We start from the raw sequence: 25,770 nt of genomic DNA, 5'->3' as shown, positions 1-25,770 counted from the left end.
AACCCTGCCTGTAAAAGGCAGTGTTCCCAGTATTTACAGTGAGTTTTCCGTGATCAATCTATGCCCGCGTATTTTGTTCCTGATGCCCTATTTCGGGCGCTGGCCTTTCTGGATGCCGTTTTTCCTGGAGAGCTGCCGACGCAATCCTGATATCGACTGGCTGTTCTTCAGTGACTGCGGGGTTCCTGACAACCTGCCGCCCAACGTCACCATCGAGTGCATGACATTCAGCGATTACTGCGGCCTGGTGTCCCAGCGCCTGGAAATCGATTTTGCACCGACCCAGGCCTACAAGTTGTGTGACATCCGCCCGGCGTTTGGGCTGATCCATGCCGATCGCCTGGAAGGTTATGATTTCTGGGCTTTTGGCGATATCGATCTGGTGTACGGCGATCTGCGCAGTTACTTCACGGCGGATCGGCTCGCTTCCTATGACCTGTATTCGACTCACGAGCGGCGAGTGGCGGGGCATCTGTGCCTGATCCGAAATACCGAGCGAAAACGTCAGTTGTTCAGGCAGATCGAGGACTGGCAGGCGCGATTTACTGACCAGAAGCACCACGCCCTGGACGAAGGTGCTTTCAGCCGGATTTTCCTCTGGCGCAAGAATTTCCCGGAACCCTTGTTCAAGTTGGTGGGCAAGTTCAACCCGTGGCGCCGCCGCAGCGAGTTCACCGAGGCTTTCAGTACGCCGGGCGGTTGCATCAAGTGGCACGACGGGACGGAAAACTTCCCGCATCGGTGGTTCTGGCGTAACGGCACGTTGACCAACGATCGCGATGGCGAGCGTCAGTTTCCGTACTTCCATTTCGTCTGCTGGAAGCGCAACGAATGGCCGCAGTTACCAGAACCGGATCCGGCAGAGATCAAGCGCCTGGCCGCCGAACCTGCCTGGATAATCGACGAAACCGGCTTTCACCGGGGCGCGTTATGAGTCAACGGTTGAAAGTGCTGCAGTTGCAGCCTGACTACAACGTCAAAGCCCATGATTTCGCCGACCTGGCCGAACAGATCGTCAAGGCTTTGCCGGGCGATCGCTATGAAGTGACCGCGGCCTTCCTGCGGGGCAAGCCTGGACCGGGTGAGGCGGTGAGTCGTGCTGCACGCTCGGTGTATTTCGAGTTTTCCGACAAGTCGCTCAAGGGCATGCGTATACGTGCCATGTGGCGGCTGTACCAGTTTTGCCGCAAAGAAAAATTCGATGTGGTGATCTGCAACCGTTTCAAGCCGGTGAACATGATGCTGGCGCTCAACCGCTGGCTGAAGGTGCCGCTGTGCATCGGTATCTCCCACGGTTTTGGCGAGTACGACCGGTTTTACCGGCGTCGCCAGACCCAGCGCCTGATCGATCATCACTGGCGTTTCGTCGGAGTGTCGCCGGCAGTCAAGCAGTACCTGCTGGACTGCGACTGCGGTTTCACTGACCAGAACACCTGGGCCATTACCAATGCGATCGACATCGACCAGGCTGAAGGTTTGCAGCACAGCCGCGAGCGTGCCCGGGAAATGCTCGGCATCGATCCTTCGGTACGCTTGATCGGTGCGCTGGGTCGGCTGGTGCCGGTCAAAGGGCACACCTACCTTTTACAAGCGTTCGCGGCACTCAAGGACAAATACCCCGACACCCAGCTGGCGATCATTGGCGCAGGTCGCGAAGAGTCTCGCCTGGCGGCCGAGATCGAGCGTCTGGGGCTGACCGGACGTGCGCATTTGCTGGGTTTCAAGGAAAACGCCCTGCAGTACGTTCGCGCCTTCGATATCTGGACAATGCCCTCGCTGGCCGAAGGGCTCGGGCTGGCGCTGCTCGAAGGCATGAGCGGGCACCTTCCGGTCATCGCCTCGAACGTGCCCGCGATGCTGCCCCTGATCCAGGGGGCGGGCGGTCTGGCAATCACCCCCAAAGATGTGCCGAGCCTGGTCGCAGCACTGGATAGCTATCTCGCATTGTCAGATGACGATCTCAGGGCCAAAGGTGAGCAGGCCTATCGCTATCTTCAGGAGCAACACGATATCGAGGTGTTCCGCCAGGAATACCTGAATCTGATCGACACTGGCTTGAGCCAGGCCCGCAAGGAGCAGTCATGAGCGACGCACAACCCATCGTCACGGTCATCATCGCGTCGTATAACCACGGACGTTACATCGAGGACAGCATTCTCAGTGTGCTGAATCAGACCTATCCCAATATCGAGCTGCTGGTGGTCGATGATGGCTCCAGTGATGACAGCGTCGAGCGGATCAACGCCTTGCAGGCGCTACACGGTTTCGATTTCCGTGTGCAACAGAATCAGGGGCTGACCAATACCCTTAACGGCGCCATTGCGCGGGCAAAGGGTAGTCTGATCGTGCCCTTCGGTTCCGATGACATCATGTTGCCCGAGCGCATCGCCATCCAGGTGGCGCATATGGACGGCAAACCGGAGGTCGGCATTTGCGCCGGGAATATCGAGCTGATGGACGCTGAAGGGGTCGCGTACCCGGAATCACGTCAGCGCCGCGATGTGCCGTTTCGTCGTCTGGACTTCGATGACATGTTCCTCGAACGCAAGCCTTATCCGCCGGCGCCGACCCTCATGATCCGTCGCGAGGCCCTGGAGAAAGTCGGTGGCTTCGATCCGACGATTCGCCTGGAGGATTTGCTGATCGAACTGAAAGTGACCCATGCCGGGTATTTTATCGATGGTTTGAACGTGCTGATGGCGCGCTATCGCAAGCACGCCACCAACTCCTACAAGAACCACCGCTTCATGATCGACAATATCCTGCGCACCTACGCCCTGTTCAGCGATCATCCGAAGTACGAGTTCGTGCGTTACCGTTTCCTGAGTTCGATGTTCCTGAAAACGGCCAATCGCGACCGCACGCTGGCGCGCGAATTGCTGGCGCAGATTCCGTTCAGGGCGTGGAACAAGAAGACCTGGCGCGGGCTGGGGCGCTTGTACTTTTCACCGCTTGAGAAGGATTAAGCCCGCACCGGCAGGTGCGAGCCTTCATCCTGCGGCTGTCTCATCGGGCGGATGAGGCAGTCGCAAGCACCTGTTTATGCAGGGTGTCCACCGCCGACGGCGAGGCTGTCACGGCATACCCTTGCAGCAGCGCCTGCAAATGCTCTTCGAACAGCCAGCGTCGATCGACGGTGTAGCGCTGCATATGGCGCAGGTTGCGCTGGCGCAGCGACAGGCTCAGTGATGACGGGAAGATGCGCAGGTCGGCGACGTCGATCAGGCCGAATTCTCCATCCTCCAGAACCAGCACGTTACCCAGGTGCAGTGAGCGGAAGTACACCCCTTGCTCGTGGAGTTGCGCCATGAACTTGCCAAAGCGCTCCACCAGCGCCTGACGCACTTCCGGTGCTGTGATTCCTTGGAGTACCTGGCGCAGGGTGTGACCCGGCAGGGGCGTGTAATGCACGGCACTGCTGCCATCCTCCAGGCGATAAAGCTCCAGAATCCGTGGCGTCGGGAAACCCATGTTGCGCAGCCGCTCGCTGTTGACAGCAAAGCGTTCGGAATAGGCATTGAAGCTGCCCGAGGTGTACCAGCGACGCGGCCGGAACAACTTCAGGAAACTGCCATCGACAAGGCGCAGCACTTTTGGTCCCAAGCCATCTTCTTCGATAATCCGGGCGTCGGCGCTCATCGCTTCCAGGGCTGGCTGGGTCAGGCGCTTCACGGACATCGTCAGCAAGCGACCGGCACGCTGGTTGATGCTCAAGGCGGCAATCAGTGCCAAGGGTATCCATAGCAGAAACCAATGCTCCTTGGGTCGGGAAAGAATTCCGCCGCCTTCGGTGAGGCCGCCGCCGATACCGAACACCAACCAGGTCGACGCGATGATGAGCAGTGGTTGCAAGCGTTGGCGCCAACTGCTCAGCAATGCCCAGGCTTGAATGAACAACCAGGGGATGAGTCCGATGATACCGACGTAGTACAGCACGCCGAGGGCGAAGTTGTGCGGCTCTGCCAGCGTATATCCCACGCCGACATCGACATCCAGGCTGGCATCGTAGCCATGGCCAAGCCATGGCCGTTCGGCGATTTTGTGCAGGACGAACTGCCAGATTTCGAAACGGTAGGAATTGCCTCGATCAAGGATCATGCTCGAGAAAAGCACCAGCACTGCCGCACCGCCGACACCCATGAGACCCAGCAGCAGGAGTGAGCGACGGTTCCAGCAGATGAAGCTCAGCCACAATGCCGCCAGCGTCAGGCCGACCAGTGGAGTGCGCGAGCCGGTCGCAATGACCGCCGCGAACATGACTGCCATGGCGGGGATACTCAGCCAAAGTATCTGTGGGCGTTTACACGTCATGCTCAAGCTGAGCCAGTAGGCGCAGAAGAAGGCGAACAGGTGCGAGCTCAACAGCGGGTTATCGAACGCACCTCCGCCAATCATGCGCAAACCCGGTGCGTAAATCCCGACAAACACGTAGAGGTAGCAGATTGTCGCGATCAGCCCGACGATCGCGGCACTGAACAGCAGCGGTTGGATGACTTCGCTGCGATGGCGAATCAACAGGTAGCAGCCTGCAAACAACATCAGCAAATGCAGGGGCGGCTTGAGTTTGCCGGAGAACCCGTCATCGCCAGGGCTCCAGGCAAGGCTGATCAACGCCCAGGCGGCAAACAGCAACACCGCGATAAAGATCGGATCGCGCAGCAGTTCCCTGAGCTCGCGCGGACGCATGCACAACGCAATCAATGTCGGGATGCTGAACAACCCGTAGTAGAGCTTGTGAAGCAGGCTGCGATCCGGCAAGAAAAACATCGAGCACAAAAGCAGAAAATAGCCCGCAGGAAGAATCCAGAGGCAGATGAAGTCGAAGACTCGATTGGGGGTACTGCTCAAACCACTGAGTTGCATGTTGGAAAATTCAATCCTGAAGTTGATCGGCCAATCCGATGGTGGCCTTATGATACTGTTTGCGTCGTCTAACAATAACAGCCTTTATGCGATTGCCAGAATCCTGAGGAAGCTGTGCTAAAGTCAGCGTCCTTTTTATCGACATTCGCGTGATATGACCGACTCCAGTCTCTCCGCAAGCCCTTCGAGCTTGAAAATCTATTTCCGCCTGCTGGGTTACGTCCGGCCCTACATCAGCCTGTTCCTGATCAGCATCGTCGGTTTTCTGATTTTCGCCTCGACGCAGCCAATGCTCGGGTACATCCTCAAGTATTTCGTCGATGGCCTGTCCAATCCCGAGGCGGTGCTGTTTCCCAGCGTGCCTTACCTGCGCGACCTTCAACTGCTGCAAGCCGTGCCGTTGCTGATCATCCTGATCGCCGCCTGGCAGGGGTTGGGATCTTATCTGGGCAACTACTTCCTGGCCAAGGTTTCGCTTGGGTTGGTGCACGACCTGCGTGTGCAGTTGTTCAATAACCTGTTGGTGCTGCCGAACCGATATTTCGACAAGCATAACTCGGGTCACCTGATTTCCCGCATCACCTTTAACGTAACAATGGTTACAGGGGCGGCAACAGATGCGATCAAGGTCGTAATCCGTGAGGGTATGACGGTTATCTTCCTGTTTGCCTCGTTGCTGTACATGAACTGGAAGTTGACCCTGGTGATGGTCGCGATCCTGCCACTGATTGCGTTCATGGTGGGCAACGCGAGCAAGAAATTCCGCAAGCAGAGCAAGAAGATCCAGGCCGCCATGGGCGATGTCACGCACGTGGCGTCGGAAACCATCCAGGGTTATCGCGTCGTGCGCAGTTTCGGCGGGGAAGTCTACGAAGAGAAACGCTTCCTCAATGCGAGCCAGGGCAATACCGACAAGCAACTGCGCATGACCCGCACGGGCGCCATTTATACGCCGCTGCTGCAGTTGGTGATTTATAGCGCGATGGCGGTGCTGATGTTCCTGGTCCTGTACCTGCGGGGCGATGCTTCCGCCGGTGACATGGTGGCCTATATCACCCTGGCCGGCCTGCTACCCAAACCGATCCGCCAGTTGTCGGAAGTCAGTTCGACCATTCAGAAAGGCGTCGCCGGTGCCGAAAGTATCTTCGAGCAACTGGACGTTGAACCGGAAATCGATACCGGGACCATTGAACGTGATGCCGTTACCGGTCGTCTGGATGTTCGTCATCTGAGCTTCACGTACCCGGGCACCGAGCGCCAGGTACTCGACGACATCAGTTTTTCCGTCGAGCCAGGGCAAATGGTCGCGCTGGTGGGGCGCTCGGGCAGTGGCAAGTCGACCCTGGCCAACCTGATCCCGCGCTTCTATCACCATGACAAGGGCGAGATACTGATCGATGGTGTCGAGGTCGAGCAGTACAAGTTGCTCAACCTGCGCAGACACATTGCCCAGGTGACCCAGCATGTCACCCTGTTCAGCGACACGGTGGCCAACAATATCGCCTATGGCGATCTGGCTGGCGCCCCCCGTGAAGACATCGAAAAGGCTGCGAAAGATGCCTATGCCATGGACTTCATCGCACAATTGCCCCAAGGCCTGGACACCCAGGTCGGTGAGAACGGCGTATTGCTGTCTGGCGGCCAGCGCCAGCGTCTGGCGATCGCCCGGGCATTGCTGAAGAATGCACCGCTGCTGATTCTCGACGAGGCCACTTCGGCCCTGGACACCGAATCGGAGCGACACATCCAGGCTGCTCTGGATCAGGTCATGAAGGGACGAACGACGCTGGTTATCGCTCACCGTTTGTCGACTATCGAGAAAGCCGATCTGATCCTGGTCATGGACCAGGGGCAGATCGTCGAGCGGGGTACGCACACCGAGCTGCTGGCTCAGAATGGTTACTACGCCCGCTTGAATGCCATGGGGCTCGATGCCCCGGTAGAAAACATCGCGTGAGCCTTGCGCGGTCAATCATGTAGGTCAGTGACCACAAAGATCGCAGCCTGGGGTCATCAACCCTGAACAGGCTGCGATCTTTCATTTTTGCTCCTCGGAGGCGTGCCATGCGCCGGCCCCGCACCAACCCTGTGCTAATATCCCGCCCTTGTTCATTTTGTATGTGGAATGCTCCATGAAGTTGTCCATGCCGCGATTCGATCTAGCCCCAGTATTGGTGGTCGGCGATGTCATGCTCGACCGCTACTGGCATGGCGGGACCTCACGGATCTCCCCTGAGGCACCGGTTCCGGTGGTCAAGGTCGAGCAAATCGAGGATCGCCCGGGCGGCGCTGCGAACGTTGCCTTGAACATTGCCGCGCTGGGCGCACCCGCCTCGCTGGTCGGTGTGACTGGCGACGACGAAGCCGCCGACAGCCTGGCCAATAGCCTCAAGGGTGCTGGCGTGCGAGCGATGTTCCAGCGTATTGCGCATCAGCCGACCATTGTCAAACTGCGGGTCATGAGCCGTCACCAGCAATTGCTGCGCATCGACTTCGAAGAACCGTTCGCGACCGACGCCCTGGCGCTGGGCGACCAGGTCGGCGAATTGCTGGAAGGCATCAAAGTGCTGGTGCTGTCCGACTACGGCAAAGGCGCGCTTAAAAATCACCAGGTGCTCATCCAGGCCGCTCGTGCCCGTGGCATCCCGGTGCTGGCCGACCCGAAGGGCAAGGATTTCTCGATCTACCGTGGCGCCAGCCTGATTACCCCCAACCTCAGCGAATTCGAAGCGATCGTCGGCCGTTGCGTCGATGAGCACGACTTGGTGAATAAAGGCGCTCAGTTGATGCATGACCTCGAGCTGGGTGCTCTGCTCGTGACCCGGGGCGAACATGGCATGACCCTGTTGCGCCCGGATCATCCGGCGCTGCACCTGCCGGCGCGCGCGCGGGAAGTGTTCGACGTGACAGGTGCCGGCGATACGGTGATCTCCACTTTGGCGGCGGCGATTGCGGCCGGTGAAGAACTGCCCCACGCGGTGGCGTTGGCCAACCTGGCGGCAGGCATCGTCGTCGGCAAGCTCGGTACGGCGGCCATCAGTGCTCCGGAACTGCGTCGGGCCATTCAGCGTGAGGAAGGTTCCGAGCGCGGTGTGCTCGGCCTCGAGCAACTGCGACTGGCGGTTGACGACGCTCGCGCTCACAAGGAGAAGATCGTCTTTACCAACGGTTGCTTCGATATCCTGCATGCGGGGCACGTGACCTACCTTGAGCAGGCACGGGCACAGGGTGATCGCCTGATCGTTGCCGTAAACGACGATGCGTCGGTCAGTCGCCTGAAAGGTCCGGGGCGGCCGATCAATAGCGTCGACCGGCGCATGGCGGTGCTGGCGGGGCTCGGTGCGGTAGACTGGGTGATCAGCTTTTCTGAGGGTACTCCGGAAAATCTGCTGCGCGAGGTCAAGCCGGACGTGCTGGTCAAGGGCGGCGATTACGGCATCGACCAGGTGGTCGGCGCGGACATCGTGACGGCCTATGGGGGAGCGGTAAAGGTACTGGGGTTGGTGGAAAACAGCTCGACAACGGCGATTGTCGAGAAGATCCGCAGCCGTTGAACAAGATTAAAAGTTCCCGTTCCTGTCTGAGCATGAGCGGGTTTAATTGTGGGGGCTGACCGCACCGATGAAGTCCGCGGGGAATGTCTCAATGCTTTTGCTTGCTTTTTTTCAGTGGTAAAAGATTGATGAAAGTCATGCTTCTGGTGATGGACGAGCAGCGCGTCATTCTGGATCGCCTGTATGAAATCGTGCAGCAGAACTGCGACGAGTGCGTGATCTATCGCCTGAGCAAAAAACAGCAAATGAACCTGGGGCCGTTTCTCGCGTCTGTCAATTATCAGACGTTTGACCGGGTTGTCATCTTCTCCAGGGTCAAGCGCCTGGTCCCACAACTCAGGGTGTTGAAGTGCATTCCCGGCCTGATATTTCTTGAGCACGATGCTTATCAGAACTACATGCCCGAGAGTAAATATCAAAGGGTTTACTCGCGCCTGTACAGCCGTCTGCCCAGTTCGCGTGCGCTGGTGTCCGGCGCGGTAGTGGCGCGTCGGATGCAGTCGGAGAATATTGATGCCGTGTTCGTTTCAAAGGGATATGACGAACAGATGTTGCATAACACGGGAAGTGTGCGGGATATCCCCGCTGGCTTCCTGGGTAGCCTGAAAAGTACCGAGTATTCCCAGCGCAAGGCACTGCTTGAAGTACTCGCCCGGCGCACCGGCATGTTGGTGACCCGCACCAAGTCGGGTGCTGAATACCTGGAAATGCTCAATCGCATCAGGATCTTTGTGAGTGCCGACATCGGCATGAACGAATTCATGATCAAGAACTTCGAAGCGATGGCTTGCGGGTGTGTTCTGCTGGCATGGAGTCAGGGCGAAGAAGACCAATTGCTCGGCTTTGAGGATATGCACAACACGGTGTTCTACCGCTCCGAAGAGGAAGCGGTGGAAAAACTCAGGTTGCTGCAAAGTGACCCGGAACTGACAGCGCGGATTGCCAGTAACGGACAGGCATTTGCCGAAAGCCGGTATTCCTTCGCTCGGGTGGGCCGTACGCTCGCGACCGAAATCCAGCGTGAAATGCGCCCTTGGCAGCCTCCGTCGGCATTCACGCGTTTGTGGGTCAAGGTGCGTTACGGTATGCAGGTCCCGCTGCAGTGATGGCCGACAGCCAACCACCACACGATGAGCACATGGCGCTGGATGCTCTGCCCGGTGGGCACCAGTCCATTCCCGATGGGTTGCCTCAGGCGCTCCAGGAGTGTCTGCGCAAAGCGGCTCGGGTGGTGCTAGTGGCCAACAATCCCGCCATCAGCCCGGACGATTTCCAGGCATTGGACATCGGCTCTGACGATGTCGTCGTCAGCTTCAACAAATGTGTCCTGGCGACGCTGCTTACGCCACGCAGCGTCAATCTGTTCGTACACGGGTTCAACGCACCGGACGCCTATTTTTTCGGCCTTCCTTATGGGCCCGGGGTGCAACGAATCCTGGATCACCCTGATGCGCGTTGTTTCACCCTGCTGGTCGGGTGCACAGGGCAAATGTGCCCACTGCCTGGGGTGGCGCTTTTCTGGGAACGGATTCCGTTGCCGGCGCTGTGGAACTACCCCGTCGATCGTCCGGACGGCAAGCGTTACGTCGGACCGACCACTGGCTTCAATGTGTTGGTATTGCTGGATTGGTTGCGCGCCCAGGCGGGTTACGACTTTCAACTCGTGACTCTGGGCTTTTCCAATGAGGCGGGCAAACGTTGGGGCGGGCATGCCTGGGATTATGAGCGTGACTGGTTGCAGCGGTCGGGTGTGACGGCGATACCGCTGCGGCCTCGCCGGTGGTGGCGGAAACTGTTCGGTCGAAGGTGACTGCGGGACGGTTGTCTGCCGGGCAACAAGATCAAATTTAAAGGGGTGCTGTCGAGTGTTGAATATTGCAGTGGCTTTTTTTGGTATCCCTAGAAATTCGCAGGTCTGCTTTCCTTCCATTCAAGAAAACGTCCTTTCGCGGCTGCCTTCGAATAGCAATGTGAAGTGTTTTTACCATCTGTATGAAATCAACGAAGTGCAGAACTCGCGCTCGGGCGAACAGGGAGAGTTGAAGGCCGACAACTACGAGCCCTTCAAGTCCATGACCGGACAACTGACTTCAACCGATGGCGTGCTTGAGCGCTGGGATTTCGAAAAAGTGAAAGCGCTGGGCGATACCTGGGCGGATGATTATGCCTCGCTTCGCAACCTGATCTTCCAGCTCAATTCGCTGCACACGGTCACGACGATGATGGAGTCCTTCAAACCGGATTTCGTGGTCTTCGTGAGACCGGATATCTGCTTTCACACCGCACTGCCCACGTATGTGTTCAAGCGTGAGCAAGCCCGGCGGCTCAATTGCTACATTCCGGACTGGCAATGGTGGGGCGGGGTCAATGATCGTTTTGCCATATGTGGGCGTGACACTTACGCCGCTTACGGCAAAAGGATCGAGAAAATTTTTGAGTTCACTCAGGTGACGGGCAGGAAACTGCACTCCGAGCGCCTGCTCAAGTTCGCTTTGCAGCAGGCCGGGGCCAGGATTTGCACCCTGGACACCCAAGCCTCGCGGGTGCGTATCACCGGAGCATTTGCCGAAGAGTCGTTCTCGCCCAAGCGCGGCATGGGCAAGCGCGAGAATCGCTACTTTCATTTCTTTGCGCGACTGCGCACCTGGATGGACAAGCGGCGCAGCTGATCCGGTCCGGGGTGTGGGTGTTTACTTGCGCAGACCTGCGCGCATCAGACGAACCAGCCCCAGGGCCTTGACGCTCAGCTTCTTCAAGCCCTGTCGGGGTGCCTTCGGTATTTGCAGTCCCTGTTGAACCACCCATTCTTTCCAGCGAATCCGCTCTTCGCTCACGGTCCAGCCTTGCTGGATGGCAAAGCTTTCGGCGAGGTACAGGCCGCGAGTGCTGGCGGGTATGAGCTTGTCGCGCTTGAGCGTGTACAGCTCGGCCAGCGGCCGGCCATCCTTGAGGGGCATCAGGTACAGGTCCGGACGTTTGCGATCCAGGCGTGCCACCAATTGGTCGCCTTCGAGCCGCTCGTCGACATGAAACAGGCTCAGGGACTTGGCCTCACGGGGCACTTCCAGGCGCAGGTCATAGATCAACTGCAGCGAGGCGGTCGGCAGATGCACATAGGCCTGTGGCCGCTCGATCAGTGGCAGGTTGGCGCAACGCACAGGTCGCGCCGCTCCGGATAGTGGCGTCAGGCGAAAAGGCAGTGCCTCGCGGTAGTGCAATGCAGACGAGTAGGGCGCTGGTAGCCAGGTGTCATTGAATCGTCCACCGAGCCAACCTTCCGGGGTTTCCAGCAGGCATTCCTCGGCAATCTCCTGGATAGCGGTGTGCAGCGGCAGGTTCAGTTCGTGGGCGGGGACGTAACCGGAAATCAGCTTGAGGACCACATCCCCGCGGTCCTGCCGCCGCTGGCGCACCAGCACCCAGTAATCACGATTCTGCCAATGCAGAGTCAGTCGCACCGAGACCCCGAGGTTGGCCAGTTCCAGGGCGAACCGCTCGTTGTCGGCCACCGTCACCGGGCGGCGCCGATGCAGGGTCTGGGAAAAATTGAGCGGCATGCCGACGCTCTGGTAACTCAAGCCTTCGGGGGACGCTTGCACGAACAGCGGCAGGGTCTTGAAGTTGCTCGGGTTCTTTCTTATGAGCGTACGCGGCATGTCGGCTCCTGCTTAAGGCCGCGAGGCGGCATCAGTTTTTGCCCAGAACCTGGGCAACGGTCGCGACGTTGTGGGCGAGGTGCAACGGGTTGATGGTCCCGACAATAGCACTGGCTACACCCGGATGTGCAAACAGCAACTCGAAACTGGCGCGCACCGGGTCCACGCCCGGGCTCAAGCAGACGTGTCCGCTGGCGAGGGCTTTTTTGACCAGGATGGCTTTGCCGTGAGCAGCAGCATAGTCAATGACCGCTTTCTCGTGCTGCTCGTTCAAATTGTAGGTGACCATTGCACAATCACCTTGCTCCAGTGCCTTCAAACCGCCGTCGACAGTTTTGCCGGAAAAACCAAAACCGCGAATCTTGCCTTCGGCCTTGAGCGTGGCAAGGGTGGCATAGACCTCGCTGTCGTTGAGAATTGCCAGATCGTTGCCGTCGGAGTGCACCAGCACCAAGTCGATGAAATCCGTTTCCAGACGTTGCAGGCTGCGCTCCACCGAGAGCCGGGTATGTGCCGCGCTGAAATCGTGACGTGACTGACCGTCGGCGAACTCCTCGCCGACCTTGCTGACGATGACCCAGTCCTGACGCTGGCCCCGCAACAGAGGGCCGAGACGCTCTTCGCTGTGGCCGTAGGCCGGCGCCGTGTCGATCAGGTTGATACCCAGGTCACGCGTCAGCTTGAGCAGCCGGCGTGCGTCCTCATCGTCGGGAATCTGGAAGCCATTGGGGTATTTCACGCCCTGGTCACGGCCCAGTTTGACCGTGCCCAGGCCCAATGGTGAAACCAGCAGGCCGGTGCTGCCCAAGGGGCGATGCAGGCTGTGCAGTGTGGGTACGCTCATGGCAGCAATTGCTCCCAGGCCGGGACGCCCATCGGCGGTTTCGGCAGTTCTGGCAATGGCCCCGGGTGGCCTGGCTGGATGCCGTCACGTTGCAGGGCGCTGATGACGCGGTCGGCGAAGTCCGGCGCCAGCGCCAGTTTGGTCGGCCAGCCCACCAGCAGCCGGCCTTCTTCTGCGAGGAACGCGTTGTCCGGGCGGGTCAGCCCCGATTGCAACGGCTCGGCACGATCCACCCGCAGGGTCGCCCATTGCACCGTGCTCAGGTCGATCCAGGGCAGCAACTGCGCGAGCTCTTTCTGCGCGGTCGCGATCTGCTCCGTCGGCTCGCGGGCGACGCCCTCGGCTTCGGCGATGTCACCGCCCATGTACCAGACCCATTGGCCATCGGCGGCCGGGTGGGTGGTGACGGTGATGCGGGGCTTGGTGCCGCCGCCCAGGCAGTGGGCGTACAGCGGTTTCAGGCCCGGGCCCTTGGCGATGATCATGTGCAGAGGTCGGCGCTGCATGGCCGGCTGGCTCAGGCCCAGGCTCTGGAGCAATGCTGCCGTGCCCGCACCGGCACTGAGGACGATGCGCTGGGCGCGGACCTCGCGCCCGTCGACCTTCAGGCCGACCAGTTCGCCGTCCGCGAGTAGCGGTTCGATATGCTGGCCGGCGAGCAGGCCGTCGCCGGCGAGGTCGGCCAGGCGCCGGACCAGGCTGGGTACGTCGACCACCAGTTCGGCCAGGCGATAGACCTTGCCCTTGAAACGCTTGTCCTGCAGGGCCGGTGGCAGTTGCTCACCCTTGACCTGATCGACACGGCCACGCACGGCTTTGCTGGCGAAGAAACTGGTGAGGTTGCCGGCGAGGGTGCCCGGCGACCAGAGGTAGTGCGCTTCGGACAACAGGCGCACGCCGGACAGGTCCAGCTCGCCTTCACCGGCCAGCGCTTCGCGCCAGCGGCGCGGCATGTCGGCGATGGCTTCCGAGGCGCCGGTCAGCGCACCGTGAAGCGCGTACTTGGCTCCGCCGTGGATGATCCCCTGGGATTTGACACTCTGCCCGCCGCCGAGACTGGCGCTTTCCACGAGTACGGTCGAGAACCCCTGGCGGCGCAGACGTGCATTCAGCCAGAGGCCGGCGACACCAGCGCCGACAATCAGAACGTCGGTGGAAATAACGGATGGCATGCAGCGACCTCAGGGTTTTCCAGGAAGCTGCAAGTTTCAAGCTTCAAGCTTCAAGCTGCAAGCAAGAGGCGCAGATATCCCTCATGTAGCTTGCCGCTTGAAGCTCGTGGATGGGCTAATGGCCGGCTGTTTTTGAGAACAACTGGATCACCACCACGCCCAGCACGATCAGCGCCATGCCCAGCATGGCCGGCACGTCCAGTTTCTGTCCGTAGATGAACAGCGCCGCGACGCTGACCATCACGATGCCCATGCCCGCCCACACGGCGTACGCCACCCCTACCGGCACGGTGCGCACCACCAGGGTCAACATCCAGAAAGCGATGGCGTAACCGGTGATGACCAGAATCAGGGGTAGCGGGGTACTGAAGCCCTTGACGGCTTTCATCGAAACCGTGGCGATCACTTCAGCGCAGATGGCGATAGCCAGATAGTAGTAAGCGGTCATGGGCGGACTCCTTGTGTGACGTGTTGCGTTCTGAGTCGGCATTCTAGAGATTGGCCAGATGCGGTAAAGTCATTACCTATCTGATTTGGAGATGGGTTGATCATGCAATGGGACCTGGACCAGCTGCGTCTGTTTGTCAGCGTAGCGGAGCAGAGATCGTTCTCGGCGGTGGCGCGACAGCAGCGCAAGGCGCAGTCGGCCGTCAGCAGTTCGATTGCCTTGCTCGAAGAAGACCTGGGCATGAGCCTGTTCGATCGCAGCAGCGGTCGGCAACCCAGGCTCACTGAAGCTGGCAATGCCCTGCTGGAGGAGGCCCGGGAAGTACTGCGCCAGTGCGAGCGTCTCAATGGCCGGGCGTTGGCGATGATGCGCGGGGAGGAAGCGCGGCTGCGACTGGCGCAAGATGAAGCAATGCCTTATCAGCCGATCATTGAAAGTTTCGAGGCGCTTGCGGCGCAATTCCCCTGCCTGGAAGTGCAGTTGACCAGCGCCGCCCAGGGCGAGGTTGCGCGCAAACTGGTGGAGCGTCGCGCCGATCTGGGGTTGCTGTTCTTCCATGACCAGATTCCCGAGGCACTTGAGCGACGGGTACTGGGCAGTGTGGAGATGGTCACGGTGTGTGGTGTTGAACATCCGTTGGCGCAACGGGAGCGGGTCGATTGCCAGCAACTGGCACAGCATCGTCAACTGCTGATGTCCACCCAGTCCAGTGTCTACCCCGGCAGCGAGCCGGCCAGCCCTCAGGTCTGGCGCGCCGACAGTTTTTATGTGATGGCCGAATGGCTGGTGCGTGGCCTGGGCTGGGCATGGCTGCCTCGGCATGTGGTGCAGTACCCCACCTATCACGGCCAGATGGTTGAGTTGGACAGCGAATGGATCCCACCCGCGCTGGTGGTTGAACTGGTGTGGCGTCGCGACGAGCCACTCGGACCTGCGGCTCGCTGGCTGGCGGAACGATTTGCCGTGCACTTGCAGGCGATCGGCGGCAAAAGTGGATAAACTCCGCCGCCATGAATAGAACTCTCTACACCGTGCTGTTTTACCTGGGGCTGCCACTGGTAGCGATTCGCTTGTGGCTGCGCGCGCGCAAGGCGCCGGCCTATGCCAAACGCATTGGCGAGCGCTTCTCCCTTGGGCTGCCGGCCATGAAGCCGGGCGGTATCTGGGTGCACGCGGTGTCCGTTGGCGAAAGTATTGCCGCGGCGCCGATGATTCGCGCATTGCTGCAACGCTATCCGACACTGCCGATCACCGTCACCTGCATGACCCCGACTGGTTCCGAGCGCATCCAGGCCCTGTTCGCCAATGAGCCGCGCATCCAGCATTGCTACTTGCCGTATGACCTGCCTTGCGCTGCCGCGCGATTCCTGGATCGGGTCCGGCCTACGCTGGCCGTGATCATGGAAACCGAGTTGTGGCCCAACCATATCCATCAATGTGCCAAACGCGGGATTCCCGTGGCCTTGGCCAATGCGCGGCTGTCCGAGCGCTCCGCAAGGGGGTACGCACGCTTTGGGAAGTTGACGCAACCGATGCTTGCCGAGATGAGTCTGTTCGCCGTGCAAACCGAAGCCGAAGCCCAGCGCTTTCGCGAGCTGGGCGCTCGCGCCGAGACCGTGCAGGTAACCGGCTCAATCAAATTCGACCTGACCATCGACCCCGCGTTGCTACAGCGCGCCGCCGATCTGCGCGAGCAATGGCAGGCGCAGGAACGTCCAGTCTGGATCGCCGCCAGTACCCATGACGGCGAAGATGAGGTGGTACTGGCCGCCCATCGCCGATTGCTCACCGGTCACCCTGATGCGTTGCTGATCCTCGTGCCGCGCCATCCGGAGCGCTTCAATTCGGTGTTCGAGCTATGCCGGCAGCAGGGCTTCTCCACGATCCGTCGTTCCACCGGCGAACCGGTGACGGCAGACACTTCAGTGTTGTTGGGCGACACCATGGGCGAGCTGCTGTTTCTATATGCCCTGGCGGACAGCGCGTTTGTCGGCGGCAGCCTGGTGCCCAACGGTGGCCACAACCTGCTGGAGCCCGCGGCTCTGGCCAAACCGGTGATCAGTGGCCCGCACCTGTTCAACTTTCTGGAAATCGCTGCACAGTTGCGCAGTGCCGGGGCGTTGCAGGAAGTGGAAGACGCCGACGGCCTGGCATTGGCCGTGCAACGCCTGTTCGAATTACCCCGCGATGCGCAGCGCATGGCCGAGGCCGGTTTGAAGGTGATGCGCACCAATCAGGGTGCCTTGCAGCGCCTGCTCGATGGGTTGGGGCGGTTGATCGAGCGCTGATCCCCGCCTGATCGCTCACTTTTGTGGGCGCGAGCTGGGAGCATTCCCGGTTTGATGATCAGGGCCGTGCCTTGAGCTGAGCCTCTGCCGCCTTCGCCAGATCCGGTGGCAGGAAGTCCTTGTCCGGGTTGTAGTCGGGCTTGAGGTAGCGTTTCAGGTCTTGCAGATCCCCCGGGTTCAGCGTTCCGGCGGCCTGTTTCAGACGCAGGTTGTCGAGGATGTAGTCGTAGCGGGTGTTGTTGTAGTCGCGCACCGAGTTGTACAGCTGACGCTGGGCATCCAGCACGTCGACAATGTTGCGCGTCCCCACCTGATAACCGATTTCGGTCGCTTCAACCGCGCTCTGGTTGGAGATGATCGACTGCTTGCGCGCCTGAACCTGTTCCACGTCAGTGTTCACCGCGCGGTGCAGGTTGCGGGTGTTTTCCACCACTTGGCGACGCAGGCTCTCACGCTGCTGTTCGTTCTGGTCCAGTTGTGCATACGACTGACGGACCTGCGAACTGGTCAGCCCGCCGCTGTAGATCGGAATGTTCAGTTGCAACGCCAGCGTGGTTTGCTCGACAGGGCCGCCGTAGGCCTGGCCGAACGCATTCGGGTTACTGAAACCAAAGGCATCGTTGTCACCTCGTTGGTACTTGGCGACCGCATCGACGGTGGGCAGGTGGCCAGCCTTGCGTTGCTTGAGGGTGTCTTCAGCGGCACTGACCGCGAAGTTGCTGGCCAGCAGGTTGAGGTTCTGCCGGGCAGCGGTATCCACCCAGGCCTTGGCGTCGTTTGGCGCCGGCGGCAGGATCGGCAACGAGTGGACCATGCCCTGAATCGAGTTGTACTGGCGGTTGGTCAAGGTGATCAAAGCTTCGAACGCGTCGTCCACCTGACGCTGGGCCACGATCCGGTTGGCTCGCGCGGTGTCGTAGCTGGCCTGGGATTGCAGCACGTCGGTCTTGTCCGACAGGCCGACGTCAAAACGCTCGTTGGACTGATCGAGCTGACGCTTGAACGCGGCTTCTTCTGCCTTGGTCGAGGCCAGCGTGTCCTGGCTGCGCAGTACGTTGAAGTAGTCTTCGGCGGTTTGCAGAATCAGGTTCTGCTCGGTCGCCGACAGTTGCAACGCCGCTTGTTCGTTGACGTTCTTGGCGGCCTGGTACTGGAACCAGCGGTCGGCACGGAACAGTGGCTGCGCCAGCGTAGCCTGATAGGAGTTGGCGCTGCGGTTGGCGATGGCCGACGGTTGATTGATGTCGGTGCGTACATTGGCCACCTCGCCACCCCCTGAGAGGTTCGGCAGCAGACCGGCGCGGGCCTGGGGCACGACTTCCTTCTGGGCGCCATACTGGGCGCGAGCGGCGGCCAGGTCGGCATTATTGTCCACCGCTTCCTGGTAGACGCTGACCAGGTCGGTGTTGGTCGCCAGGGGCGCTTCTGCTGCCCAGGCCATTCCATTGGACGCACAAGACACGGCAACGGCCAGTGAGAGTTTGCGCAGCATGAGGCGATCCCTAAAAAAGTGATATGACGCTGATAATTCAGGCGCCAAGTTAAGGCGCGGGCTGCACAGCGTCAAGGCGCTATGCGGCGTAGCGAGTGTAGTTGCGCATACGAGCTGCAACAATCCTGCAATTACGCCATTCATCATGGTGATTGCCGCGGTGTTGGCGTTCCTTGCCAGTTGTGTCTAGACTGGCCGGGTTCTTGTCGGGGTGCCTTGCTATGAGGCTGAGATCGAATCATTTCGGATCCCGTTGAACCTGATCAGGTTAGCGCCTGCGTAGGGAACAAGATTTCTCGTCACCCGGCGAGTCCTCTTGTGCTTCGTCCGGGATGTTGTTCGCCATCGAACTACCCCTCGAGCACTGAGCACAGCACAGCTGGTTTCCAGCATTCGTGCGTCCATTCGTCACAGGTTCGCTCCGACAAAATTCCAATGCCTGGATGCCGTCTGGAGAGCCCGTGATGACGATAAAACTAAAAAATACAACCAACCTCAGTGATTCGGCGCAAGTCGATCAGCAATCGGTTCAGCCGTTTACCCGCTCGCAAAAAATCTATGTCCAGGGCTCTCGTCCGGACATCCTCGTGCCGATGCGTGAAATCAGCCTCGACGTGACGCCGACCGACTTCGGCGGTGAGGTCAACGCCCCGGTCACGGTCTATGACACCTCCGGCCCGTATACCGACCCCAACGTCATCATCGACGTGCGCAAAGGCCTGGCCGATGTGCGCTCACCGTGGATCGAATCCCGTGGTGACACCGAGCGCCTGAGCGGCCTGAGTTCGAACTTCGGCCAGGAGCGCCTGGCCGATCCCGAGCTGACCCAATTGCGCTTCGCCCACGTCAACAACCCGCGCCGGGCCAAGGCCGGGGCCAACGTCACCCAGATGCACTACGCGCGCCAGGGCATCATCACCGCCGAGATGGAATACGTTGCCATCCGCGAGAACATGAAGCTGGAAGTGGCGCGCGCCGCGGGTCTGCTGGACCAGCAGCACGCTGGCCACAGCTTTGGCGCCAGCGTGCCGAAAGTCATCACCCCGGAATTTGTGCGTGATGAAATCGCCCGTGGCCGCGCGATCATTCCGGCCAACATCAACCACACCGAACTGGAACCGATGATCATTGGCCGTAACTTCCTGGTGAAGATCAACGGCAACATCGGCAACAGCGCCCTGGGTTCGTCCATCGAAGAAGAAGTGGCGAAACTGACCTGGGGCATTCGCTGGGGTTCGGACACGGTCATGGACCTGTCCACCGGCAAGCACATTCACGAAACCCGCGAGTGGATCATTCGCAACTCGCCCGTACCGATCGGCACCGTGCCGATCTACCAGGCCCTGGAAAAAGTCGGCGGCGTGGCCGAAGACCTGACCTGGGAGCTGTTCCGAGATACGCTGATCGAGCAGGCCGAGCAAGGTGTCGACTACTTCACCATCCACGCCGGCGTGCTGCTGCGCTACGTGCCGATGACCGCCAAGCGGGTGACCGGCATCGTTTCGCGCGGTGGTTCGATCATGGCCAAATGGTGCCTGGCGCACCACAAGGAAAACTTCCTCTACACGCATTTCGAAGACATCTGCGAAATCATGAAGGCCTACGACGTCAGCTTCTCGCTGGGTGATGGCCTGCGGCCGGGCTCGATTGCCGATGCCAACGACGAAGCGCAGTTCGGCGAACTGGAAACCCTGGGCGAGCTGACCAAGATCGCCTGGAAACACGACGTGCAGTGCATGATCGAAGGCCCGGGCCATGTACCCATGCAGTTGATCAAGGAGAACATGGACAAGCAGCTCGAGTGCTGCGACGAAGCGCCGTTCTACACCCTCGGCCCGCTGACGACCGACATTGCCCCCGGCTACGACCACATCACCTCCGGCATCGGTGCGGCGATGATCGGCTGGTTCGGTTGCGCCATGCTCTGCTACGTGACGCCCAAGGAACACCTGGGCCTGCCGAACAAGGATGACGTGAAGACTGGCATCATCACCTACAAGATCGCCGCCCATGCCGCCGATCTGGCGAAGGGTCATCCGGGCGCGCAGATCCGCGACAATGCCTTGAGCAAGGCGCGATTCGAGTTCCGCTGGGAAGACCAGTTCAACCTGGGCCTGGATCCGGACACGGCTCGTTCGTATCACGATGAGACGCTGCCGAAGGACTCGGCCAAAGTCGCGCATTTCTGCTCCATGTGCGGGCCGAAATTCTGCTCGATGAAAATCACTCAGGAAGTGCGCGAGTACGCGGCCAACCAACGGATCGACACGGTCGATGCGGATGTTGCCCAAGGCCTGGCGGAACAGGCCGAGCGTTTCAAGCAGGAAGGCAGTCAGCTTTACAAAAAGGTTTAAGCGACAAGCTGCAAGCTGCAAGTAAAGAGCGCGCGTAATGCCGGCTTTTTCTTGCAGCTTGAAGCTTGCGGCTTGTGGCTATCATCTCTATGAGTCATTCCCCTTGAGCATCCAACCCAGCACCTACTCCCCCGACATCGCGGTACCCGCCGACAAGCGTGTGTTCGGTGGTCGTGATCTGTTTTCCCTGTGGTTTTCCCTAGGCATCGGCCTGATGGTGTTGCAGACCGGTGCGTTGCTTGCGCCGGGTCTTGGCCTGTCCGGCTCTTTGCTGGCGATATTCCTCGGCACCCTGGTCGGCGTCCTCCTGCTGGCGGCGGTCGGCGTGATTGGCAGTGACACTGGCCTTTCATCGATGGCCGCACTGAAACTCAGCCTCGGCGCCAAAGGTGCCAGCCTGCCGGCGGTGCTGAACCTGCTGCAACTGATCGGTTGGGGGTCGTTCGAAATCATCGTCATGCGCGATGCCGCCAGCCTGTTGGGCGCCCGGGCCTTCAGTGAAGGCAGCCTGCTGGCCAATCCACTGCTGTGGACCGTGTTCTTCGGCGGCCTGGCGACCCTGCTCGCGGTCAGCGGTCCATTGACGTTTGTGCGTCAGATCCTGCGTAAGTGGGGCATCTGGTTGCTGTTGGCCGCCTGCACCTGGCTGACCTGGAACCTGTTCGCCAAGGCCGACCTGGCCGCGTTGTGGGCCCAGGCAGGCGACGGCTCGATGCCATTCGCCGTGGGCTTCGACATCGCGATTGCCATGCCACTGTCGTGGCTGCCGCTGATTGCCGACTATTCGCGGTTCGGTAAACGCGCGAAAAGCGTGTTCGGCGGTACGGCCGTGGGCTTTTTCATCGGTAACTTCTGGCTGATGAGTCTCGGCGTGGCCTACACCCTGGCGTTCGCGCCCAGTGGTGAAGTGAACGCTTTGTTGCTGGCACTGGCCGGCGCGGGACTGGGCATCCCGTTGCTGCTGATCCTGCTGGACGAATCGGAGAACGCTTTTGCCGATATCCACTCGGCAGCGGTTTCCAGCGGGATCCTGTTGCGCATGAAAGTCGAGCACCTGGCCTTGGCCATCGGTGTGATCTGCACCTTGATCGCCCTGCTGGCGCCGTTGGCCCAGTACCAGAACTTCCTGTTGCTGATCGGTTCGGTGTTCGCACCGTTGTTCGGCGTGGTGCTGGTGGACCACTTCATCCTGCGCAAACGCAGTGGCCAGGTTGCGTCAACCGCGTTGCGCTGGCCGGCATTGCTCGCCTGGCTGGGCGGTATCAGCACCTACCATCTGCTGGCCAACCTGTATTCGGATGTCGGCGCCACCCTGCCGGCGCTGATCCTGGCAGGGCTGTTGCAACTCATCCTGGGTCGGGCCTTCAGCTACGGCCGGGAAACAGCTCGGGCTTGAGAATGCCATTGAGGCGAGGGTAGGGGATCTTCAGTTCGACATGGCCCAGCGCATAAGGCGCGATGCTGCTGGTCTCGTACTTGAGGATCACCCCGCCATAGGTCAGCGCCACGTTCTGGGTTTTCTGGAACGGCCAGCTCTTCACGAACTCCGCTTCCTGATCGAGCTTGGTGCTGATCAGCCAGCTGTTGTGCGCCACCTGCGCGGCTTTCCAGAATGCCTCTTCCTGGCCCGGCAGCAGCATGTCGGACAGGGTCAGCACCTTGTGCTGCGGCCGTGAGTAGTTGACGAAGCCGCGGCCCGGCGTGCCATGGGCGCCTCCGGTGTCCAGATAGCTGGCAAATTCGATGATCACCAAGCCGTCATGCTGCTCACGTACCTTGGCCTGCAAATAGCTGCTGTTCCGTGGTGGCGCTGTGCGCAGGAACTCATCGCGATAGGCCGCCAGCGTTGGCGCCACCGGGGCGTCGGGCGAGGTGCGGGTCATTTGCAGCAAGCGCTTTTCGACGATGCCGTCCAGGGCGGGCTCACCGGGGAAACGCAGCGTGTCGATGTTCACCAGCGGGCAATCGGCACTCGTGCAACCTGGCTTCAACTGCTCGGAAGTGTCACGGGTGACTTCCAGCGGCACTCGATAGTTGGGCTGGAACAAGCTCTGGCACGCGCCCAGGGTCAGGGCGATGACCGCCACGGAGGCGAATTTGAAAAGCGACATGGGCGTCCTTCATCAAACAGGGAAAGGCGAAAAGGTATCCGCTTCGACTCTCGAGCGGGCCGTCAGTTCGCCACTAAGCTAATTAGAGTGGGTTTCTCCCTCACCGTCCATCCCGCTGGCGGGAAAGGGGCTGCATCAAACGTCACGGGCGCGTTAGGATGGCGCGAAGTCGAGGTGGCAAGAAGCGAACCTCGGATCGGATTGATGGAAACGAGGATTGTCATGACCGATTTTGCCAGCGCCATTCCGACCGCCGTGGATATCGTTCGGCGCGAAAAGTGCTACGAGGGTTTCTACAAGCTCGACCGCGTGCACTTGCGCCACGAATTGTTCGCCGGTGGCATGAGCCGCGAAATCAGTCGTGAAGTGTTTGTGCGCCACGATGCGGTGTGCGTGCTGCCGTACGATCCGCAGCGCGATGAAGTGGTGCTGATCGAGCAGTTTCGGGTCGGCGCCATGGGCAAGGCCGACAATCCGTGGTTGGTCGAACTGGTCGCTGGTCTGATCGACAAGGACGAAGTGCCGGAAGAAGTTGCTCACCGCGAGGCGCAGGAGGAAGCTGGGCTGGTATTCGGGGCGCTGTGGCCGATGACCCGGTATTTCCCATCGCCCGGCGGCAGCAACGAATTCGTGCACCTGTTCCTGGGGCGCTGCGAAACGAACGGGGTGGGCGGCCTTCATGGATTGGAGGAAGAAGCTGAAGATATTCGCGTGACGGTCTGGGCCTTCGAAGATGCCTTGCAAGCCGTGCGCGATGGGCGAATTGCCAACGCGGCGAGCATCATTGCCTTGCAATGGCTGGCATTGAACCGCGTTGAAGTGAGGGGGCTATGGTCGTAAACAAGCTGCGCGATCGCTACCGGGTCGACCTGGCGGGGCTGCAAGCTTCCTGCGAGGCCAACTACGCGCGCCTGATGCGACTGCTGCCCGACATGCGCAGCGAACCCGCAGCGCGGCGCATTGCCGTGACTCACGGCGACCAGATGCTCGGCGTGCTTGCCCTTGAGGTGTTGCAGGTCTGCCCGTACACCACGACCCTGCAAGTGCGCCAGGAACACAGCCTGCCGTGGCTGCCGGTGCCGCAGCTGGAGGTCCAGGTCTACCACGATGCGTGCATGGCCGAAGTGGTCAGTGCCGAACATGCACGGCGCTTTCGCGGCATCTATCCTTACCCCAATGCCGCGATGCACCAGCCCGACGAAAAGGCCCAGTTGAACATGTTCCTGGGCGAGTGGCTGAGCCATTGCCTGGCGCTGGGGCACGAGTACGAAGTCGTTCGTTAGTTGTGAACTGCGTCCGGTTCACGGGTTTCCTCTTTTGCACGTCCCCCAGCATAATTGCGTCACTCGAGCCCTGGGAGAACGTCTTGCCGAGCGTATCCACACTGACCACCGCCGATTCGGCGCTACTGGTGCAACTGTCTGACAGCCATCTGTTTGCCGAGGCCGATGGCACGCTGCTGGGCATGAACACGCGGCAAAGCTTGCAAAAGGTCATCGAACTGGTCCGGCAGCAACAGCCTCGGATCGACCTGATCATTGCCAGCGGCGACCTTTCCCAGGACGGAACATTGGAGTCCTACCGGCAGTTTCGCGACCTGACTCGACCCCTGGACGCGCCAGCCCGCTGGATTCCCGGTAACCACGATGAGCCGCAGGTCATGGCCGAGGCGGCGGTGCAGAGTGCACTGCTGGATCCGGTCGTGGACATCGGCAACTGGCGGGTCACCTTGCTTGACTCGGCCGTACCGGGGTCCGTGCCGGGGTATTTGCAGGAAGAGCAATTGCAACGGCTGGCGCGTTCCCTGAGCGAAGCGCCGGATCGCCATCACCTGGTGTGCTTTCATCACCACCCGGTGCCGATCGGCTGCGCCTGGATGGAGCCGATCGGCCTGCGCAACCCCGATGCACTGTTCGCCGTGCTTGACCGTTTTCCCCAGGCGCGTGCCGTGTTGTGGGGGCATGTGCATCAGGAAATCGATCAAGTGCGTGACAACTTGCGACTGATCGCCTCGCCTTCGACCTGCATTCAGTTCGAGCCGGGCAGCGCCGATTTCAAGGTCGGCGAGCAGGCGCCAGGTTATCGCTGGCTGCGGTTGCTGCCCGATGGGCAGATCGAGACCGGGGTAGAGCGGGTGACCGGGTTCGAGTTCACTGTGGATTATGGGTCCAATGGCTATTGAGGTTGTTGGCTTGATCTGAGACCGAGGCGCGCCCATCGCGGGCAAGTCGAATCGTCGCACCGCCGCTCCCACAGTTGGAACGCGCTCCCCTGTAGGAGCGAGCCTGCTCGCGATGAGGCCGGTACAGGCGCCCCTGCTTTCCCTGTAAACTCCGCCTTCCTCACCCGACACCCAGGGAGCTCCAATGTCCGGTTCGATCCTCTATATCCATGGTTTCAACAGCGCACCCGCCTCGAAAAAGGCCACGCAGTTGATGCAGGTAATGGAACGGCTGGGCTTGAGCGATCACCTGCGGGTTCCGGCCTTGCATCACCACCCGCGCCAAGCCATCGCGCAACTGGAGCAGGCCATCGGGGAGCTGGGACGGCCATTGCTGGTCGGCAGCTCGCTCGGCGGCTACTATGCCACTCACTTGGCCGAGCGCCATGGCCTCAAGGCCCTGTTGATCAACCCTGCCGTCAGTCCGCACCGGATGTTCGACGGATTCCTGGGAACGCAGAAAAACCTGTACACCGATGAGGCCTGGGAGTTGACCCACGACCACGTGACGGCGCTGGCCGAACTGGAAGTGCCGGCGCCCCGAGACCCGCAGCGATATCAGGTGTGGTTGCAAACCGGTGATGAAACACTGGACTATCGACTCGCCCAGCAGTATTACCGGGCCTGTGCGTTGCGCATCCAGGCTGGTGGCGATCATGGTTTCCAGGGTTTTGCCGAGCGATTGCCGGCAATGCTGAGTTTTGCCGGTATCGGCGCAGATGTGTATCAGGCGATGGATTTCACAGCTTTGTGAGCCTTCGCTCCTT

23 protein-coding genes and 1 riboswitch are annotated in these 25,770 nt (G+C 60.3%); of the genes, 16 read left to right on the top strand and 7 right to left on the bottom strand.

Annotated features, from left to right (window positions below):
* Nucleotides 1-49: 49 nt before the first annotated feature.
* From AB4N33_RS19480 to AB4N33_RS19470, 3 genes are read left to right on the top strand one after another with little or no spacing between them, the layout of a single operon-like run.
* On the top strand, nt 50-934 hold the full coding sequence (locus AB4N33_RS19480; RefSeq protein ID WP_476458043.1) for a DUF6625 family protein: 885 nt from the start codon (nt 50-52) through the stop codon (nt 932-934).
* A complete protein-coding gene (locus AB4N33_RS19475) occupies nt 931-2,085 on the top strand; it encodes a glycosyltransferase family 4 protein (RefSeq protein WP_476458042.1) in 1,155 nt (384 codons plus the stop codon). The genes AB4N33_RS19480 and AB4N33_RS19475 overlap by 4 nt, the downstream gene beginning before the upstream one ends.
* A complete protein-coding gene (locus AB4N33_RS19470) occupies nt 2,082-2,966 on the top strand; it encodes a glycosyltransferase (RefSeq protein WP_476458041.1) in 885 nt (294 codons plus the stop codon). The genes AB4N33_RS19475 and AB4N33_RS19470 overlap by 4 nt, the downstream gene beginning before the upstream one ends.
* A gap of 40 nt (nt 2,967-3,006) precedes the next feature.
* On the opposite strand, the gene AB4N33_RS19465 is transcribed toward AB4N33_RS19470, so the two are convergent.
* Nucleotides 3,007-4,863, bottom strand: a complete 1,857-nt coding sequence (locus AB4N33_RS19465; protein ID WP_476458040.1) for an O-antigen ligase family protein — start codon at nt 4,861-4,863, stop codon at nt 3,007-3,009.
* 154 nt (nt 4,864-5,017) lie between these two features.
* Here AB4N33_RS19465 and msbA point away from each other — a divergent pair, with 154 nt between their 5' ends.
* From msbA to AB4N33_RS19440, 5 genes are all read left to right on the top strand, one after another.
* On the top strand, nt 5,018-6,820 hold the full coding sequence (gene msbA / locus AB4N33_RS19460) for a lipid A export permease/ATP-binding protein MsbA (protein ID WP_460118676.1): 1,803 nt from the start codon (nt 5,018-5,020) through the stop codon (nt 6,818-6,820).
* A gap of 175 nt (nt 6,821-6,995) precedes the next feature.
* Complete coding sequence (gene hldE, locus AB4N33_RS19455) at nt 6,996-8,417, top strand: bifunctional D-glycero-beta-D-manno-heptose-7-phosphate kinase/D-glycero-beta-D-manno-heptose 1-phosphate adenylyltransferase HldE (protein WP_460118674.1); 1,422 nt, start codon at nt 6,996-6,998, stop codon at nt 8,415-8,417.
* Nucleotides 8,418-8,545: 128 nt separating this feature from the next.
* The gene (locus AB4N33_RS19450) at nt 8,546-9,523 is read left to right on the top strand and encodes a glycosyltransferase (protein WP_460118672.1); all 978 of its coding nucleotides are present in this window, start codon (nt 8,546-8,548) and stop codon (nt 9,521-9,523) included.
* A complete protein-coding gene (locus AB4N33_RS19445; RefSeq protein WP_476458039.1) occupies nt 9,523-10,227 on the top strand; it encodes a hypothetical protein in 705 nt (234 codons plus the stop codon). Before AB4N33_RS19450 ends, AB4N33_RS19445 begins: the two co-directional genes overlap by 1 nt.
* A gap of 55 nt (nt 10,228-10,282) precedes the next feature.
* A complete protein-coding gene (locus AB4N33_RS19440; protein WP_460140405.1) occupies nt 10,283-11,086 on the top strand; it encodes a hypothetical protein in 804 nt (267 codons plus the stop codon).
* 21 nt (nt 11,087-11,107) lie between these two features.
* Here AB4N33_RS19440 and AB4N33_RS19435 read toward each other — a convergent pair whose 3' ends face one another.
* The 4 genes from AB4N33_RS19435 to AB4N33_RS19420 form a co-directional block, all read right to left on the bottom strand.
* On the bottom strand, nt 11,108-12,073 hold the full coding sequence (locus tag AB4N33_RS19435) for a metal ABC transporter ATPase (RefSeq protein WP_460140404.1): 966 nt from the start codon (nt 12,071-12,073) through the stop codon (nt 11,108-11,110).
* Between the two features lie 31 nt (nt 12,074-12,104).
* Complete coding sequence (locus AB4N33_RS19430; RefSeq protein ID WP_476458038.1) at nt 12,105-12,917, bottom strand: aldo/keto reductase; 813 nt, start codon at nt 12,915-12,917, stop codon at nt 12,105-12,107.
* Complete coding sequence (locus tag AB4N33_RS19425; RefSeq protein WP_476458037.1) at nt 12,914-14,089, bottom strand: NAD(P)/FAD-dependent oxidoreductase; 1,176 nt, start codon at nt 14,087-14,089, stop codon at nt 12,914-12,916. The genes AB4N33_RS19430 and AB4N33_RS19425 overlap by 4 nt, the downstream gene beginning before the upstream one ends.
* A gap of 115 nt (nt 14,090-14,204) precedes the next feature.
* On the bottom strand, nt 14,205-14,537 hold the full coding sequence (locus tag AB4N33_RS19420; RefSeq protein WP_460118660.1) for a DMT family transporter: 333 nt from the start codon (nt 14,535-14,537) through the stop codon (nt 14,205-14,207).
* 102 nt (nt 14,538-14,639) lie between these two features.
* Here AB4N33_RS19420 and AB4N33_RS19415 point away from each other — a divergent pair, with 102 nt between their 5' ends.
* Together AB4N33_RS19415 and waaA are read left to right on the top strand one after the other, a co-directional pair.
* Nucleotides 14,640-15,536, top strand: a complete 897-nt coding sequence (locus AB4N33_RS19415) for a LysR family transcriptional regulator (protein ID WP_476458036.1) — start codon at nt 14,640-14,642, stop codon at nt 15,534-15,536.
* A gap of 11 nt (nt 15,537-15,547) precedes the next feature.
* A complete protein-coding gene (gene waaA, locus AB4N33_RS19410; protein WP_476458035.1) occupies nt 15,548-16,825 on the top strand; it encodes a lipid IV(A) 3-deoxy-D-manno-octulosonic acid transferase in 1,278 nt (425 codons plus the stop codon).
* 58 nt (nt 16,826-16,883) lie between these two features.
* On the opposite strand, the gene AB4N33_RS19405 is transcribed toward waaA, so the two are convergent.
* A complete protein-coding gene (locus tag AB4N33_RS19405) occupies nt 16,884-18,317 on the bottom strand; it encodes a TolC family outer membrane protein (RefSeq protein WP_460118654.1) in 1,434 nt (477 codons plus the stop codon).
* Between the two features lie 197 nt (nt 18,318-18,514).
* A riboswitch (TPP riboswitch) is annotated at nt 18,515-18,620 on the top strand.
* Nucleotides 18,621-18,781: 161 nt separating this feature from the next.
* Between AB4N33_RS19405 and thiC the strand changes: the two genes are divergently transcribed.
* Both thiC and cytX read left to right on the top strand, forming a co-directional pair.
* Nucleotides 18,782-20,671 carry a phosphomethylpyrimidine synthase ThiC gene (thiC, locus tag AB4N33_RS19400; RefSeq protein ID WP_460118652.1) on the top strand — a complete coding sequence of 630 codons (1,890 nt, stop codon included), beginning with the start codon at nt 18,782-18,784 and terminating at the stop codon, nt 20,669-20,671.
* 103 nt (nt 20,672-20,774) lie between these two features.
* On the top strand, nt 20,775-22,067 hold the full coding sequence (gene cytX, locus AB4N33_RS19395) for a putative hydroxymethylpyrimidine transporter CytX (RefSeq protein ID WP_476458034.1): 1,293 nt from the start codon (nt 20,775-20,777) through the stop codon (nt 22,065-22,067).
* Here cytX and AB4N33_RS19390 read toward each other — a convergent pair.
* Nucleotides 22,036-22,782, bottom strand: a complete 747-nt coding sequence (locus AB4N33_RS19390) for an RsiV family protein (protein ID WP_460118648.1) — start codon at nt 22,780-22,782, stop codon at nt 22,036-22,038. The genes cytX and AB4N33_RS19390 overlap by 32 nt on opposite strands.
* Before the next feature lie 222 nt (nt 22,783-23,004).
* Between AB4N33_RS19390 and AB4N33_RS19385 the strand changes: the two genes are divergently transcribed.
* From AB4N33_RS19385 to AB4N33_RS19370, 4 genes are all read left to right on the top strand, one after another.
* Nucleotides 23,005-23,622 carry an NUDIX domain-containing protein gene (locus AB4N33_RS19385; RefSeq protein WP_476458033.1) on the top strand — a complete coding sequence of 206 codons (618 nt, stop codon included), beginning with the start codon at nt 23,005-23,007 and terminating at the stop codon, nt 23,620-23,622.
* Nucleotides 23,613-24,065, top strand: a complete 453-nt coding sequence (locus AB4N33_RS19380) for a DUF1249 domain-containing protein (protein ID WP_460118644.1) — start codon at nt 23,613-23,615, stop codon at nt 24,063-24,065. The genes AB4N33_RS19385 and AB4N33_RS19380 overlap by 10 nt, the downstream gene beginning before the upstream one ends.
* Nucleotides 24,066-24,148: 83 nt before the next feature.
* Complete coding sequence (cpdA, locus tag AB4N33_RS19375; protein ID WP_460118642.1) at nt 24,149-24,964, top strand: 3',5'-cyclic-AMP phosphodiesterase; 816 nt, start codon at nt 24,149-24,151, stop codon at nt 24,962-24,964.
* A 184-nt stretch (nt 24,965-25,148) separates the two neighbouring features.
* Entirely contained in the window at nt 25,149-25,757 is a 609-nt protein-coding gene (locus AB4N33_RS19370; RefSeq protein WP_476458032.1) for a YqiA/YcfP family alpha/beta fold hydrolase, read from the top strand.
* Nucleotides 25,758-25,770: the final 13 nt, after the last annotated feature.

The organism is Pseudomonas sp. S1_E05, assembly GCF_056337105.1.
Note: the sequence above shows the minus strand (reverse complement) of the source record. Positions and strands in the feature narration are given on the sequence as shown.

What these genes read in the sequence shown, in the direction of transcription:
- AB4N33_RS19475 (WP_476458042.1), top strand. Translation starts at nt 931, where the DNA reads ATGAGTCAACGGTTGAAAGTGCTGCAGTTGCAGCCTGACTACAACGTC.
- AB4N33_RS19470 (WP_476458041.1), top strand. Translation starts at nt 2,082, where the DNA reads ATGAGCGACGCACAACCCATCGTCACGGTCATCATCGCGTCGTATAAC.
- AB4N33_RS19465 (WP_476458040.1), bottom strand. Translation starts at nt 4,863, where the DNA reads ATGCAACTCAGTGGTTTGAGCAGTACCCCCAATCGAGTCTTCGACTTC.
- msbA (WP_460118676.1), top strand. Translation starts at nt 5,018, where the DNA reads ATGACCGACTCCAGTCTCTCCGCAAGCCCTTCGAGCTTGAAAATCTAT.
- hldE (WP_460118674.1), top strand. Translation starts at nt 6,996, where the DNA reads ATGAAGTTGTCCATGCCGCGATTCGATCTAGCCCCAGTATTGGTGGTC.
- AB4N33_RS19450 (WP_460118672.1), top strand. Translation starts at nt 8,546, where the DNA reads ATGAAAGTCATGCTTCTGGTGATGGACGAGCAGCGCGTCATTCTGGAT.
- AB4N33_RS19445 (WP_476458039.1), top strand. Translation starts at nt 9,523, where the DNA reads ATGGCCGACAGCCAACCACCACACGATGAGCACATGGCGCTGGATGCT.
- AB4N33_RS19435 (WP_460140404.1), bottom strand. Translation starts at nt 12,073, where the DNA reads ATGCCGCGTACGCTCATAAGAAAGAACCCGAGCAACTTCAAGACCCTG.
- AB4N33_RS19430 (WP_476458038.1), bottom strand. Translation starts at nt 12,917, where the DNA reads ATGAGCGTACCCACACTGCACAGCCTGCATCGCCCCTTGGGCAGCACC.
- AB4N33_RS19425 (WP_476458037.1), bottom strand. Translation starts at nt 14,089, where the DNA reads ATGCCATCCGTTATTTCCACCGACGTTCTGATTGTCGGCGCTGGTGTC.
- AB4N33_RS19420 (WP_460118660.1), bottom strand. Translation starts at nt 14,537, where the DNA reads ATGACCGCTTACTACTATCTGGCTATCGCCATCTGCGCTGAAGTGATC.
- AB4N33_RS19415 (WP_476458036.1), top strand. Translation starts at nt 14,640, where the DNA reads ATGCAATGGGACCTGGACCAGCTGCGTCTGTTTGTCAGCGTAGCGGAG.
- waaA (WP_476458035.1), top strand. Translation starts at nt 15,548, where the DNA reads ATGAATAGAACTCTCTACACCGTGCTGTTTTACCTGGGGCTGCCACTG.
- AB4N33_RS19405 (WP_460118654.1), bottom strand. Translation starts at nt 18,317, where the DNA reads ATGCTGCGCAAACTCTCACTGGCCGTTGCCGTGTCTTGTGCGTCCAAT.
- thiC (WP_460118652.1), top strand. Translation starts at nt 18,782, where the DNA reads ATGACGATAAAACTAAAAAATACAACCAACCTCAGTGATTCGGCGCAA.
- AB4N33_RS19390 (WP_460118648.1), bottom strand. Translation starts at nt 22,782, where the DNA reads ATGTCGCTTTTCAAATTCGCCTCCGTGGCGGTCATCGCCCTGACCCTG.
- AB4N33_RS19385 (WP_476458033.1), top strand. Translation starts at nt 23,005, where the DNA reads ATGACCGATTTTGCCAGCGCCATTCCGACCGCCGTGGATATCGTTCGG.
- AB4N33_RS19380 (WP_460118644.1), top strand. Translation starts at nt 23,613, where the DNA reads ATGGTCGTAAACAAGCTGCGCGATCGCTACCGGGTCGACCTGGCGGGG.
- AB4N33_RS19370 (WP_476458032.1), top strand. Translation starts at nt 25,149, where the DNA reads ATGTCCGGTTCGATCCTCTATATCCATGGTTTCAACAGCGCACCCGCC.